The organism is Pseudoalteromonas sp. R3 (genome assembly GCF_004014715.1).
GTDB lineage: Bacteria > Pseudomonadota > Gammaproteobacteria > Enterobacterales > Alteromonadaceae > Pseudoalteromonas.
Map to the genome: position 1 here is coordinate 3,297,145 of NZ_CP034835.1, position 13,837 is coordinate 3,310,981.

18 protein-coding genes are annotated in these 13,837 nt (G+C 50.8%); all 18 read right to left on the reverse strand.

Annotation, left to right across the window (positions count from 1 at the left end):
* Positions 1-2: 2 nt before the first annotated feature.
* The 18 genes from ELR70_RS19455 to ELR70_RS19540 all read right to left on the reverse strand — a co-directional run bounded on the left by ELR70_RS19455 (position 3) and on the right by ELR70_RS19540 (position 13,829).
* Complete coding sequence (locus tag ELR70_RS19455) at positions 3-260, reverse strand: phage tail assembly protein (RefSeq protein ID WP_010385143.1); 258 nt, start codon at positions 258-260, stop codon at positions 3-5.
* Positions 261-361: 101 nt separating this feature from the next.
* Entirely contained in the window at positions 362-871 is a 510-nt protein-coding gene (locus ELR70_RS19460) for a phage major tail tube protein (RefSeq protein WP_010385144.1), read from the reverse strand.
* Positions 871-2,031: a phage tail sheath C-terminal domain-containing protein gene (locus ELR70_RS19465; protein ID WP_054015366.1), complete on the reverse strand. Its 1,161-nt coding sequence runs from the start codon at positions 2,029-2,031 to the stop codon at positions 871-873. The genes ELR70_RS19460 and ELR70_RS19465 overlap by 1 nt, the downstream gene beginning before the upstream one ends.
* A gap of 124 nt (positions 2,032-2,155) precedes the next feature.
* Entirely contained in the window at positions 2,156-2,491 is a 336-nt protein-coding gene (locus ELR70_RS19470) for a GPW/gp25 family protein (RefSeq protein WP_054015367.1), read from the reverse strand.
* On the reverse strand, positions 2,488-2,805 hold the full coding sequence (locus ELR70_RS19475) for a PAAR domain-containing protein (RefSeq protein ID WP_054015368.1): 318 nt from the start codon (positions 2,803-2,805) through the stop codon (positions 2,488-2,490). The genes ELR70_RS19470 and ELR70_RS19475 overlap by 4 nt, the downstream gene beginning before the upstream one ends.
* Positions 2,806-2,807: 2 nt before the next feature.
* On the reverse strand, positions 2,808-3,554 hold the full coding sequence (locus ELR70_RS19480) for a phage baseplate assembly protein V (protein ID WP_082353190.1): 747 nt from the start codon (positions 3,552-3,554) through the stop codon (positions 2,808-2,810).
* Positions 3,551-4,132 carry a hypothetical protein gene (locus ELR70_RS19485; RefSeq protein WP_054015369.1) on the reverse strand — a complete coding sequence of 194 codons (582 nt, stop codon included), beginning with the start codon at positions 4,130-4,132 and terminating at the stop codon, positions 3,551-3,553. Before ELR70_RS19485 ends, ELR70_RS19480 begins: the two co-directional genes overlap by 4 nt.
* A 76-nt stretch (positions 4,133-4,208) precedes the next feature.
* Positions 4,209-4,454, reverse strand: coding sequence for a phage tail assembly chaperone (locus ELR70_RS19490; RefSeq protein ID WP_054015370.1), 246 nt, complete (start codon positions 4,452-4,454; stop codon positions 4,209-4,211).
* 2 nt (positions 4,455-4,456) lie between these two features.
* Positions 4,457-5,290, reverse strand: a complete 834-nt coding sequence (locus tag ELR70_RS19495; protein ID WP_054015371.1) for a hypothetical protein — start codon at positions 5,288-5,290, stop codon at positions 4,457-4,459.
* 33 nt (positions 5,291-5,323) lie between these two features.
* Positions 5,324-5,881 carry a hypothetical protein gene (locus tag ELR70_RS19500; protein ID WP_054015372.1) on the reverse strand — a complete coding sequence of 186 codons (558 nt, stop codon included), beginning with the start codon at positions 5,879-5,881 and terminating at the stop codon, positions 5,324-5,326.
* A complete protein-coding gene (locus ELR70_RS19505) occupies positions 5,881-6,153 on the reverse strand; it encodes a hypothetical protein (protein WP_128064684.1) in 273 nt (90 codons plus the stop codon). Before ELR70_RS19505 ends, ELR70_RS19500 begins: the two co-directional genes overlap by 1 nt.
* Entirely contained in the window at positions 6,150-7,007 is an 858-nt protein-coding gene (locus ELR70_RS19510) for a phage tail protein I (protein WP_128064685.1), read from the reverse strand. Before ELR70_RS19510 ends, ELR70_RS19505 begins: the two co-directional genes overlap by 4 nt.
* Positions 7,000-7,881: a baseplate J/gp47 family protein gene (locus ELR70_RS19515; RefSeq protein ID WP_054015551.1), complete on the reverse strand. Its 882-nt coding sequence runs from the start codon at positions 7,879-7,881 to the stop codon at positions 7,000-7,002. Before ELR70_RS19515 ends, ELR70_RS19510 begins: the two co-directional genes overlap by 8 nt.
* Before the next feature lie 594 nt (positions 7,882-8,475).
* Positions 8,476-8,901 (reverse strand): hypothetical protein, encoded by a 426-nt coding sequence (locus ELR70_RS19520; RefSeq protein ID WP_054015374.1) that lies wholly within the window; start codon positions 8,899-8,901, stop codon positions 8,476-8,478.
* 9 nt (positions 8,902-8,910) lie between these two features.
* Positions 8,911-10,392 carry a hypothetical protein gene (locus ELR70_RS19525; RefSeq protein WP_054015375.1) on the reverse strand — a complete coding sequence of 494 codons (1,482 nt, stop codon included), beginning with the start codon at positions 10,390-10,392 and terminating at the stop codon, positions 8,911-8,913.
* 45 nt (positions 10,393-10,437) lie between these two features.
* Positions 10,438-10,656, reverse strand: a complete 219-nt coding sequence (locus tag ELR70_RS19530) for a hypothetical protein (RefSeq protein ID WP_054015376.1) — start codon at positions 10,654-10,656, stop codon at positions 10,438-10,440.
* A gap of 9 nt (positions 10,657-10,665) precedes the next feature.
* The gene (locus ELR70_RS19535; RefSeq protein WP_054015377.1) at positions 10,666-11,853 is read right to left on the reverse strand and encodes a hypothetical protein; all 1,188 of its coding nucleotides are present in this window, start codon (positions 11,851-11,853) and stop codon (positions 10,666-10,668) included.
* Positions 11,853-13,829, reverse strand: a complete 1,977-nt coding sequence (locus ELR70_RS19540; RefSeq protein ID WP_054015378.1) for a DUF4815 domain-containing protein — start codon at positions 13,827-13,829, stop codon at positions 11,853-11,855. Before ELR70_RS19540 ends, ELR70_RS19535 begins: the two co-directional genes overlap by 1 nt.
* Between the last annotated feature and the right edge of the window lie 8 nt (positions 13,830-13,837).

The following is a 13,837-nucleotide window of genomic DNA, read 5'->3' on the forward strand; positions in this document are numbered from 1 at the left end:
TCTTAAGCGCCTGGGCGGGATACGAGAAAAGCCTGTAAGGTCTCTCTGAGCTTCACAAAGTCGCTCCAGTCAAGCTCTTCGATGATATCCGGCGAGACTTCGCACAAATTGGAGAAGTAACGAATTTCACTTTCCGACTCGCTGATATCTGCCTTATCCACCATTAACCGGTCACGTACTTTAGGTCGTCTCATAGTTAATTCGGCATACTCATGCCCGTCAACCGTAATTGGAAATGCCAGGGTAATGATTTCTTTCATGCTTTTGCTCCTATTTTTATTTTTTCAGTGCGCAGGTGGGCACTCCTTACCACTTACTAAACCGGTAAGAAGCACCCGCCATCTCAAGGCAAGAACGCGAATTAAGCGCCAATGGCAGCGCGTAACAGTGCCATTTGATCTGTGCCGTTGATTTTGCGTACGTCGTTGTACAGGTCAATTTCGTAGATCACTTCGTTGTTGATCTCCAGCTTGTACTTCTGCACTGTATATTGCAGCGTCAGCTTAGCTTCTTCGCCGTCTTTCCAGTTACCCATGTCCACTTCTTTGAAGAAGCCTTCCAGGGTCACAACCACAGGTTGTGGTGGCTGACCCTGTGCCTGAATCGCACCACGTGCTGTCAATGGTGTGGTAGCCCCACTCCAGTCTCCCAGCAGCTTCATCATGTCAGCATTGTATTCAAGTAAAGTGATGTTGCCTTCGAGTTTCTCAAGCTGGCCCACGTCCAGCTCAATCGGTGCCTGAAAGCCCGATGTCACTTCGCGGGTTTTGACTGTGACTTTTGGCAGCTGAATTTCATCTGCAATGCCCAGGTAGCCTTTGCCGTCTACGAACAGTTTGAATTTTTTAAGGATTTTAGGAGACATTGCCATTATACGATTTCCTCTAGGTAGTTATTTGTCAGAATGCTCTTGAAGGTGATGTGCTCAGCCGGGGTTGGCGGCGTAAAGTCAAAGCTGAAGTACACCTTGCCAGCCTGGAGGTTTTCCGGTGTATTCAGCTCTTCATCTGCCCAGATTTCGCCGCCCAGGATTGCACCTTGTGCTTTAAGGCTGTCCAGGTAAGACTGCACGCTCTGTTTCACATCTTCGATATAGGTTTTGGTGATGTTACGGTCAACCGCCCACATATGGGCACGCAGTAGTGAGTCATTGATCATGTCTGCGGTACGAACCACTGACAGGAAAGCCCATTTCGGGTCGCCAGAACACGTACGGTTACCCCACAGCTTAAAGCCGTTTTGGCGGATAATAGTTGCTACATCATTTTCGTTCAGGTGGTTAGCACGCGCCTGTTTATCACCCAGCTGGAAGTCCACCGGACGAGCAGTACCGACGATGCCATTCATGGCAGTGTTACTCGGACTCCACCAGAATCCGCGGTCGTTATCCGATTTGGCAATCATACCGGCAACACGTGCGCTGGCTGGCTCAACCTTTTCAACACCGTCTTTGAACACGCGAACATGTGGGTCAACCAGGAATACACGACGTGAACTCTGATCACCACGATATTCAATGGCTTTCGCATCTGTGCTATTTGGACCATCTGCGATGATCACCGCACGAAGTCGCTCAGCCACGCCCACTAGTTTGCTGACCACAGGGTTAGCACCGCCATCACGTTGATGCGTGTAACCCGGCGCAACCAGAATACGTGGCGCAACACCCAGTACAGACTCTGCACCTAAAAAGGCAAATACCCCTTTATACTTGCCGTCATCCGTTGAATCGTCTGTCATCGCTGCCATCACAGCGGCTTCATCGGCACCTTCAACACGTACCACAACCACAGCGGCGCCAGCCTGGTCAAAAATGCCACTCAGTGCAGCAGGCAGTGTACCGTCAGTTCCCAGCTTTTCGGCTTCACTACGTTTACCTGCGATTAATACTGGTGTATTGGCCGGGAAAGCGTCTGTATCTGCGCCAGGGGCAGTACCTATAACACCAATAACCGAGCTTTTTACAGTTTTAATAGGGCGCGTACCAGATTGCGCCTCGATGACTTCTACACCGTGTAGAAATTCAGACATAGATATCTCCTTTAAAGGTATGTCAATTAGCTAATAAAAAAGCCACAGACGAGCAGCGACAAAACGCAGCCCAGGTACTGTGGCTTAAGTTGAAAAATAAATTGAGAAAATTAAAAATCAGAAGTTAGATTTGGATCCCTTCGATGGTTACCGGTTCACCATTGATAAGATATAAACCTTCAATGGCGATTGATAATTTGCCGTCTCCAGCCGGGTGCACCGCCACCCCTTCAAGTGCGAATCTCGGCTCCCATTGCTCAAGTGCATTGGAAATGGCAATGGTAATATCACCAACCAGAGAGTGTGAAAACGGCCGGTCAATAAGTTCAAACAAACCGCAGCCATAATCGCGACGCATCACCCGGCTTCCCTTGGGGGTCGTTACAATATCGCGAATACTTTGTTTCAGGTGTTCAACGCCGCCCAGCGGCTTACCTGTCTGGGCATTCATGCCAATCATGCTTCACCTCCTTTATTACCCACAATGAACTTTGCATACCCATCTTCAATCAATGCGTTACAGCCGCTGGGATCGCCCACACGGGCAACGGCGTTGCCCCCAATCGTAAAACCCGGCGCACCTTTTGTTACTGTCTGCCCAACATGAGGCGGTATCTTGCTGTCTTTGCTGTGTAAGTGCTCAGATAATACGTCTTTGACACACAACACGGCTTCTTTATTGACCTTAAAGGTGCTTTGCGCTGCGGCCACCGTGGCTGGGTTATAATCATTGTGCAAATTGGTCTTGGCATTGTTTAATGCAATATCTGGCATGCTTACTCCTGTGCTTTGATCATATTCTTCGCATTGAGCAACAAGTCAGTCTCCGCCGCGATAGCAATTCCCTGTGCCGTTGAACTGATATTGATCTGCTTACCTTTTAAGTTCAGTGTTTCTTTTGCCGTTACATGAATGTTCTTTTCGGCGCTGACAGAAGCGTCATTACCCACCGTCAGAGTGGCATCCTTAACCACATTAATTGAGGCGTTATTGCCCACTTCGACCGTCGCATTAAACCCACACTCAATGCGAAGGTCTCTTTCACTATGTATTGTGATTTTCGCGGTTTGTTCACCGTCCGTGTCCGGCACATAAAGATGGTAAGCATGATTTTGGTTGTCATACTCCACCAGCGCGCCATCCTGATAGCGGGTGCGGTGCACATGTTCACGACTGCTTGCCACAGCGTAACTTTCCCCTTCACCCGCACCTAACACATGGTCGGGTTTATGGTGATCAGCTGCCGCACTATACACACTGCCCAGGATCACGCCCTGGGCAGTGTCGCCGCAGGGCGCAAGGACAATCACTTGCTCACCAATTTCCGGTGCACGCCAGGTCATATTATGCGCCGCCATATCGGTCAGCCAGGGTAGCTTAGCTGTGATCCAGTCACCGATTTTGACTTTCACCCGGGCCGTTTCATAGTCCACTTCATGCACCGTACCAAGCGTGATCAGCTTGCTTAAACGATGCTGTAAGTCAGATAGCGCTAGCTCAGATTGAGCGGGATCCAGGTTCATAGTACCTCCCCAGCAGGCGTTTGCGTGCTGTAGATTAACTTGTGCTCATAGCCCTGCTGCCCCAGATAAACATCCGTGATGGGCGTACCAGGTGACTCGCTCTGTTCAACCTGATAGTAAAATGACCAGCTCAGCTGTAACTGTGCTTTAATCCCTTCACTGTGCTGACTAAACGCAAAGGTCGTTTGCTCGGCAATAAAATGTTGCCAGTGGGTGGGCACGTCGTCCGCCAACATCGCGGCTTCGCCTTTGCTGAGTACCTCATCCAGCCTCTCCAGCAGCCTGGCTTTATCGCCATCCATCAACGCAATATCGAGCTGCACACTCAGCACCCGCCTGTCAAGCAAGTTTGGGCTGAGGTTTTTGTTGTACGCTGGTCCATAGCTGACACCTTTATCGGTGCCTTTACTTTGCAGCTCGCTGGCCTGGCGTTCCTGTGTCGGCGTTACTGTTAGTTGGGCTTGCTGGGTCAGGTCCGGGGCAACCTGGCTCGGGATTAGATAATCCACCTGAGCCACCTGTGCCAGGGACGTCGTCAGGCGCTCAAGCACCTGGGTGATTAAGGTCGTTCGTTGCATAGACTTGCTCTTAGATTAAAAAGACTCGAAGACAATCAGTGAGTCAGGGCGGGCGACGTGCCCGAAGGGGACGATATTACAGCTCAGGCCTGGCCGGCCACACGACTTCGCTCGGCGAGCTATATGCCTGCGGTAAATCCCTCAACGCCTGACGATATTGCTTCAACTCATCCGGTATCGCGCCTTGTGTTTCCTGATATTTCAGTACTAACCAATCCGTTGAACGCAAATACGCATCGCGCATTGCCCTGATTGAGTACCATTGACTCTCATCTGCAAGTTGCTGAACAGGCATTTGCGCTTCATTTTCTGCTATGTCCATGTTTATTGCTCCCATGTTGGTTGGTTTTGACTGATGCGCTCAGCACTCGGGCGACCGCGCTCCGACGTATACTCAGTGCTTACGCTAATAGCTCGAGATGCGCCGCAATGGAACCTTGGGTCAACTTTAAGAGTTAACCTCGCGATGCCCGAGTCATATCCCTGACCAATTGCCCTGAAATTCACAGGAACCGAAGAACCAGCCAGATCCGAACCCAAAGGAATTTCTTTCGCTGGGTTGTCCGGCTCCGAAATAAACAGGCTCAAATGGTTATTGTGTACAATGCTTTTTGCTTCCATTACGGCAGAAACACAGTCCTGAAATGACGTACCGGTAAACACTAAGTGTTCAGTGTAACTGGTTGCAAACATCCCCCGGTGGGTCATGATAACTTCGCATTTAAAGTAGTCACCGGCTGCACCGAAACCACCGCCATTTTGTGCATCAAATTCAAGTAAATTGATGTAATAGGGTTCCTGTGGTGAGGCGCAATGCGGAAAAGCCGCGTCAGGTCCATCTCTATCTGCTGTATATCCACCATTACCCAGAGTAGTCGCAAAAAAGTAGCGCTTTATTTTGCCTTGCTTATGGACATCCAAGCCGTTAACCAGCTCAGTATGGCCACTTTTCCAGCTATTAAACTCAGACTGAGCCTGAGCCATTTCAGTATTGAGCGACGCTTCAGCGTTTGTTACACGCGCATCAACCTGCGCTAGCTTGGCATTCAGTGTGGTTGTTATTTCACCGGCTTTATCGGCCACAGTCTGACACAATGCGTTGGCACGCCCTGCGACCTCAGTAAGCTGCTGCGAGATTGGTTTAGTTTCAGTTGTCATATAGTTTCCTTTGAACTTTGTAAGTCTCTATCTTCAAGCCTGCTCTAGCGCCACTAAGCGCCATTCCTGATTGATCTGACGGTGCATGGTATCTAGCTGCACCAGGGTCAGCTCGGCCAGCTCGTTGTCGAGGATCAGGTTGAGGTTATCGACACCGAGTTTAACCTCAACACTGTCGGAGGGCAGCTGGGTCAGGCTCAGGGTTAGCCACTGCAACACCTTAACGTCTGGCGTGCGATACCCAAGCGTGGTGTTAGGTTTAGAATAGACGCCCAGCAAAATCAGTTTGGGCTGACCGTTGGAAAGCTTTTCGCCGGAATCCAGAAACACACCAATTTCGCCAATGGCGTATTCCAGCGGCGCTTCGAATTTAGCGGCCACTTTCAAGCTGCTGCTTTCACCGTCGGTATAATCCGAGTCGGCAATTTCCACCAGCTCTTTTTGACTACGCAGCGTGGTTTGATTTTTAGACGGGGTGTAGCTTGCATCGCCAAAGGCCATATGGCTGATTTGCCCTTTAAAGCCTCTGGCGCGCGCCGACAACAGCGCATCCAGCCCCACCTGAGTAAATTGCAAGGTTAATGCTGACATTACGTCACTCCTTGGAAATGAAAAGATTGAATATTCAGCGCATCTAACCCTGAAGACAGCGCCAGTGCGCCAGCCATAGAATCGGGTATCACGCCCGAACTTTCGGTCTTCAGGCTAGCGGTATTTAATGACTGAACAAGTGCATGGGCAGCCATTGCCCCGTTGCTCGGATCCGGCGTAATCCCCTCGCCCTCAGCACGCCAGTGCTGACAATTGAGCAAGTGTCCCGCTGCGGCCGTAGCCACAGCTCCCAGTGTCGAGTCTGGTGTCACCCCAACCCCGTGGCTTCATGGTCGATAAGATTGAGCGGCGATTGTGCAGCCCCAAAAGGTGCCAAAGATTCACTCAGTGCTATACCCAGCTGTAAATCCACGTGAATAGCGCCGCGCTTAACGGCATTGATCACCCGGCGGATTTTTTTCAGCATTTGGGGAGTCAGCAGTCCTTGCTGATGGTCGTCCAAATTCTGGTTCACCAGTGCCCACACTTTAACCGTACCAGGCGGCATGACCTCATCAGAGGGGGTGTCCGCTCCTTCGGACTGCCACCATTCCTTGATTTCAGTAGCAATATTTAAACTGTCGAGTGCTTTTTGCAGCGCGTAGGGCGTGCCTTTGTATTGGTGCACTGCAAAAGCGTCGCGGATCACCCGGCGTTTCAGTGTTTCTGACCAGGTTTCATCCCATTCATCCACCGACATAGCCCAGGCCAGCCAGGGCAACAGGGAGGCCGGACACAACATAGGATCCCATATCGCACGCAGTAACAGACGAATATCCTGTAAAATACAGGCATCTTGTAACGCACGCCGCCGCGCTCTGTCATCGAGATAACTTTCCCAGTCGGCTATTTTTAAAGCCTCTGCAAGCGCCGGTAACATCGCCGCTGGGCAGAGTACGTCATCCCACAGCACGGTGAGTAGCTGGTTAATATCGGCCTGATAAAAAGCGCTTTCACTACAGGACGTTAGCTGCCATTGTTCGGCCAGACTTTGCCTCTTAGATTCGCTCAACGCCTTGATGTTCAAAACTTTAAGCAGCAAAGACCGTATTTTGTCGGGCCGGGAAAATTCGCTTTCAATTGCCCGTACCAAAGGTGTTGCATTACTGGGAAGCAGCTCATTCATGATTGACGACTACCTCTACTTCGTAATGCTCACACCAGGGAGATTGAGTATTTGTCACGGATATATTTGACGCAGGAGAAGTCAGATTGACTTCATCCACGCCCTCCAGGTGCAAGGCTGCAAACAGCCCTGCTCGGGTCACTTTTTTGCCGAGTTTCTGTCGGCTGGCGAGATACACTTGCATTCTTTTCACAGCGGCCTGGCGGATTGCTTCGGCTGAGGGCCCAGGCAATACAATCAGCTGCGCTTTAACTGTGTAAGGCACAATCTGCACCGCATTCACCGTCACCCGATCACCCAGGGGCCTGACTCGAGAGGCTTGCTGGTGCTCCCATCCCTGGGCAGCAAAGTGTTTGGCTACTTTATCGAGCAGCACCTGTGACGGTGTACCATTGCCTTCTGTACTGAGAACAGTCAGTACAATCTCACAGGGCGCCGGGCTGTGAACTGTGACATCCCGAATGGCCGGGTCGAGCGACAAAGTATGAAAGGCATAAGCCGATGCGCTGCCTGCTGTATTTAAGCCATCAAAGGCCAGCTGAATGCGCTGGCGAAACCGGGTATCGCTTTCACCTTCGTCGCGCAGCAGGTTATAGCGCGATGCGATGGCATCCAGGTCTGCGCCACTGGCCGTTGCCAGCATCACGCCTTTGACCGCATCATTTACCTGCTGAGTATTCAATACCTGCTGGTAGGCGAGGGTTTGCAACAAGGCCATCAGCGGGTCGCTTTCCAGTTTAAGGGCATCGGCATACTGAGGATGTGACGCTAAAAAACGCTGTTTGATTTCGTTTAGCTGGTGCTCAAAATCCACATCCTGTAACAGCTCTGGCATGGGCACCCGGGACAGGTCTGGTGTTAGAAATTGGCTCATCTCATCCTCGTTTGTTGCAAAAATAAAAAACCCGACTTGGCACTGCACAACACAGCACCGCATCGGGTTTATCACGGGAAGTCTGTTTTTAATCTTTCGTTAGCTTTCTCAAGATTAGGTGTATCTTACTGATTTTCAGGGATTAAAAACGGTCAACTTTGACCGGTTTAAATGCCACAGAGGTAGCCACTGTTAACCGGGCATAAAAAAACCACCAGTCGCAATACGAGCCAGTTGTTTTTTAACTTGCGGATGCTTTATTTGCAAAGTAACCGTTTACCTGGTTGCCTGACTTAACTTTCTCAAGCTTAGGTGTATCTTACTGATTTTATGGGATTAAAAACGGTCAATTCTGACCGGTTTAAATGCCGCAGTGTCATCCACTGTGAACCAGACATAAAAAAACCACCAGTCGCAATACGAGCCGGTGGTTTTTAACTTGCGGATGCTTTATTTGCAAAGTAACCGTTTACCTGGTTGCCTGACTTAACTTTCTCAAGCTTAGGTGTATCTTACTGATTTTCTGGGCAGAAAACCGGTCAATTCTGACCGGGTTAGATATTTCTACGTTTTTAATTCGCCAGCTGAGCGGATCTAAAGCTCAGCCGTAAATGAGAACGCATCAATTGCCTCAATAGACGTCAGCTCCGCAACCTCTAGCTCCGCCTCATCACTTTTTTGACGCAACGCTTCACGTTTTGCTAATTCAGCCTGCAATGACGTCTTGGCCTCTTGCTGCTGTGCGTCATCACGACTGAGTTCTGCGGCCAACAAGTGCTCCTGCGCCTTAGTGACACGCCACTGCTGCGCCTCAAGGCATGCATACACGGCACGTTTGATCTCGTCTACCAGCTCATCTTTACGTGCAGCTATAGCCTCTTCACTAAGGTGTGGCGGCTGATAGCCCGCAATAAAGGCGGCTGCTGACTCTTCATCCCAGGCTTCGCCCGTTTGCGGGTGCACCAGCCAGTAGTTTCCTTCGATCTTCATGCCTTTATCGGCAAAATATTCGCAACTCATGATCTCTCCTTAAAATGCGCGACAGGTGCGGCCCAGGCCGTATTGGTTGTAGATATAATGCTCATTAAGTAAACCGATATGACTATAGGGATTGATGCAATTAATCGCTGTCGCAGCAATACCGCCATCATAACCTGCATTTGCAGCTCTGGTACGGTAACTATACATACCTAACAACTCCCCCGACATGCTTTCCAAAGCAACAGTGACTTCACCTTCACCATTCATAGTTCCATTCGAGTTCTGTACTTTATAACACGCTGAATTACTTGTGAAAAAGTAGTTAACCGGCTCCAGTTTTTGCGCTTCTGTAAAGCGGTAATGTGCACTGTACTTGTTGCCCCCCATTTTCACCGAACTGTTAAACACGCCAAAATAGCCAAAGTAGCTGTTCGTTGATGTATTTATCTTTTGTTCTTTATTGGTATAACGCTGGTTACCGTAAGGTTGATCCAACAAATGATGAATGAAATTAACCGTTGTAAAATCTCTGGCGTCTACATAGGCTTGCAGTTCCGACTGATTTGCAATAGCAGTATTGGTAACAATATTACCATCGCGGTACTTCTCAATAAGCAACGAAGTATTTTCATCCACCATAACCAAGCAATGCTTCTGATTATCGTACAACACAGCAACATGGGCATAGTTATGGCTGGTATCGGTTAATACGCCATATTGGTCCCTTGCATTAAGGTTTTGCTTAGGCTTGGTCAGAGAAGTAAACCCCTGTGAACGCACAAACACACCACCATAGTTTACAGCGGCTGTCGCCTGAGAATCTTGAGTGCTATAGACAACATCGTAGTCAATGTCAGCAGGGTTGTCTTTTGTACCCAAAGGTAAAAAGGCGCTTGCGCCATACATATACACTTTACTAGTTGGGTTTTGCTCAAAGACATTCGAGTATAAGTAACTAGTACTAGTCGTAACTTTACCGCTGCCATTATGTTCAAGCATCAAATGCTCAAGTCTGCATTGTTCCTGGTTAGCACCGTGGGAGGCTCCCGGACGAACTAAATACGTTTTTCCACTATGATCATATACAGCCCAAACCGCTGTTGATCGTTTGTACTGGACGTTTGAGTTTGCGGTCTCCACAGGCACAAATCCAAATACAGGCCTGATCTGATTATTAAAAGCCCGCCCCTGCAATGCCTCAACCCGTGCCAGGCTCGGTGCCATGGTATCCAATCTGTCCAGCTTGGCCGCTTTACCTTCGAGCGCAGTGCCGTTGTCATTAAGTGTTTGAGCAGCCTGCTGCAGGCTGGTCTGACCGACCTGAGCGGCCTGTTGCAGCGCCGTTGTCGCCTCATCTATATGTGATTCAGCGACGGCCACAACAGCCTGTTCCAGTCGTTCGTTATCGGCCAGTTTAGTGATTGCATTGCTAACCAGCGCCTGCTCTTCGGCGCTAAGCGGTTGTTCGCCTTGCATGTCGGCGACCAGTTTGTCGACCATGACCTGCACGGCAGTTTGTATACTTGCCATAAATTCCTCGTTGAATAATGTAGAAAGTAAATGAAGGGGCCTGCACTAGAGCGCAAGCAAGGGCTCACCCAGCAGCTGGTTCAGACGACTGCGGCGCAGCTTTTCCTGCACCGCCTGATACTGTTGCTGTTGAATCTGTTGTTGCTGATATAACTGCGTGTCTACTGCCGTCAGGGCATTGGCCAGTCGCGAGACATCTTGCTGTAACAGGTTGTCCGGGTGCGGCAAAGGCAGTGAAAAATACGGGGTTAGTGGATTATTCATGCCGCCTCCTTAGATAGAAAATGCCCGCAAAGCGCGCACTCTGGGGCGCTCGGTATGGCTGCCAGACAACAATAATTTTACCCGGGCACTGCGCTCGGTCAGGTTGTCCAGCTGATAGTGACACAGCTGCCAGCCTTCATCCGCGGCCTGTGTCGACTTCAGTGGTACCTCAGTCCAGGTGTCGCCCTGCTCAATCAAGACAGTGACCTTGGCCACGCCGGGCAGCTGGGCTTCAAAACTCACTTTCAGGCTGCCATCCAGTTCACAGGGAATAGCCCGGGTCACGTAATCAGCCTGCTCTGCGACTTTGCCCAGCGCAGCCTGTACACTTTCAAACAACACCGGAGATTGAGTTGCCGTACCAGTCAGTCTGGCGCTGACACTGAGCGCTTCTGTAGCCTTATTGGCAAGTCGTACAGATTGCAACTCCTGCAAGCTGAATGTGCCTGTACTTTCACCTGAGAACTCAAGTTGTAGCTGAGTATCACTGCCAGGACGCTCTGCAACAGCCAGCGCAAGCAAATCTGTGTGGCCATCCAGCGCCACCTCACCCAAAGCCACCAGACTCTCAGTTTGCGTAAAGCGCGCCGCTTTAAGGCGAAACGCCAGATCGCGATTCTGGTGTGGCGTCCAGGTTGACGCATTACTTGAAGACAGCAACACACCGACCTGATAAGGCTGGCTGGTTACCCAACCACTTTGGCTGTCAAACTTACCCAGTTCAGCAATCGCTACTTCATGCTCGTCACCATCCGTGAGCACCACTATCGCGTATTCTTCACCGGCATTAAGCGACACCGGCGTAAACTCGAACAAGGTCGACTCGCCACCGAGTTTGATGTCACTTTGCTGCAAGGTCGCCTCCGCCAGTACGGTCTGGTTAGGGATCCCCAGCTCGGTCTCGCGGATCTGCACTCGCACCGCTTCCTTGCCGGTCTTTTTAAACCACAGTTCCACAGCCGCAATAAAGCGACGTTCTGGCAAAGTAAAAGTTTGTGCCAGCGGGTCGTAGCGCACCGTCACGATGGAGTTGATGCGTCTGACCGTTTCACTGCGAATGGTCGCATTGCCGGTATAACGGGCCTGCCCCACCGATCCCATGGCGCCACTAAAGCGCACATCTTTACTGCCCACCGGCACATTGCCGGGGATCAAAAATCGGCCACGTACCTGACCATTGTTATCTGCCTTGATCATTAAGCCTCCTGAGCCTGAACACTGATCCCATCAAAGGTCACCCTGTCCAGGGTTTCCTGTGGGCCAAATCCGGAGATGGTAAAGTTCACCCAACGTGAACGCATAAACTGAGCCTGACGCGTGGTTCGGCTCAATACCTGAGTGCTGGTGCGAGTGCGGGTTAACCTGCGCAGGCCCCGGCCAATATCAAAGCGCCGGGTAATTGGGCTGGTCCAGCTGCGGCTTGTCTGAGTCCAGTGATCGACACTGGGCGACAAACGCACGGTGGCAGGGATAGGTTCAACCGCCTGATAGGGATTGACCTTCATGCTGCCGGTTTGCTTGGTTTGCGCCAGCACGTCTTCGAGCTCATAGGGTAAGGTCAGCACATTGCCTGTCGGCAAAGGCAGTTCAACGATATCAGCACTTAAGGGCAGAATAAGCTCACCATCGACAATGGCCGCCGTTTGTTCAATACCTGCATCGCGCATATCATCGTCAATAAAGGGGTCGACAAACACACCAAACTTGCTGGAAGACTCTTCACTATTGGCGTCATTACGCAGTCGCTCAATCGCCAGTAACTGATACAAATCACTGATCTGAGACTGCATTTGTTCCAGCTCAGACATAGATACCGCTCTGACCGCCAGGTTTTCAATTTCCGGCGCCTGCTCGGCAAACCAACTCTGACTCACCTGTGCCAGAGGTAAATGGTTGGCTGGTACCTTTGGTGCTACGGGCAACTGGTGGGCCGGTTGACCTTTAATGCGTTTAAGCTGGCCAAAACGGTCCAGTACCACTAAATCAATACGCGGTCGATACCATTGATAGTCCACAGTGATCAGTGCATTCTCAACCAGCTCTCCCTGTGGTTGTTGCTTTTGCAGGGTAAAACCAAATTCATCGGGCTCCACTGCCACCTGGGTACGAAAGCGGTAACGTACCTCAAATTGACTGCCCGGTGCAGGCTCTGCCCCACTGAGCTGCCAGCTGATGTGATTGCGCAAAAAGAGAAAGTCGACCCCGGCCACAAACTCAGTCTCGCCCTGAGTAACGCTGAGGATCTCCAGCACCGATTCATCCGGCAGCAGGTCTTCTCCCCCCGCCAGCTGAGCACGCGTCAGTGTGGCACTTTTTTCGATGCTGACATTCACTTCTTCTACGGTTTTCACCGGGAAGAAATCCAGGTCAACCCGCATACTGCGTGTGTCATCACCCGATGTTGGAACACTGATAAAGGCTTTAGGCTCTTCCCTGACAGTGCCAATATCCGGATCCCAGTCAAAAGCCGCGCTACGTGCGGTATCAAAGGCCACCTCATAGCCCTGAATATGCGCCTTCCCTTCTTGCAGGCTGAATACCTGCTGATCGGCTTCGCGGTCACGATAGCTCAGCGCCATGCCTTCAACGACATAACTGCCACCATTGGCTTCACGGTCATAGCGGGCCAGCGCCTGGGTCACAGCATCCAGCTGAGGCGGCGGCTGTTTGATGATCAGCACCCCATCTTCAATGCGGTGTACCGGATAAAACGCATTTTCTTCGGCCAGCGCGTCGTCTCGCAAACCCCACTGGCAATGCTGCTGTAACCGGGCAGCACCAGGTTCGTCGTAGTTGAGCGCATTAACAGCGGGATCTCTGAGCGATGGATCTTCCACTTCCGTCACCACACTGTGGGTCAGCCAGACACCAATATCCACACCGCCTTGCAACGCAATGCTAAGTGTGGCTGCTGGCAGGCTTCTGATATGACCATCCAGATAAACCTGAGCAGCGCTTAGTTGCGTCTCACCCGATTGTGTATCGATCACCACGTCGCCGCCAGACACCAGATCGCCGTCTTTTAGCAAAACATCGGCAATGTCTTTGACCTGATGCTGAACCTGAGACTGCAGGTCATTCAGTTCCCGGCTTTGCAACCCTCGCCCGGAGCGAAACAACAGCCGCTCATAACCATTGGCTTTATCATAGTTGTGATAATAATCCTGTAGCATGGGCTCTC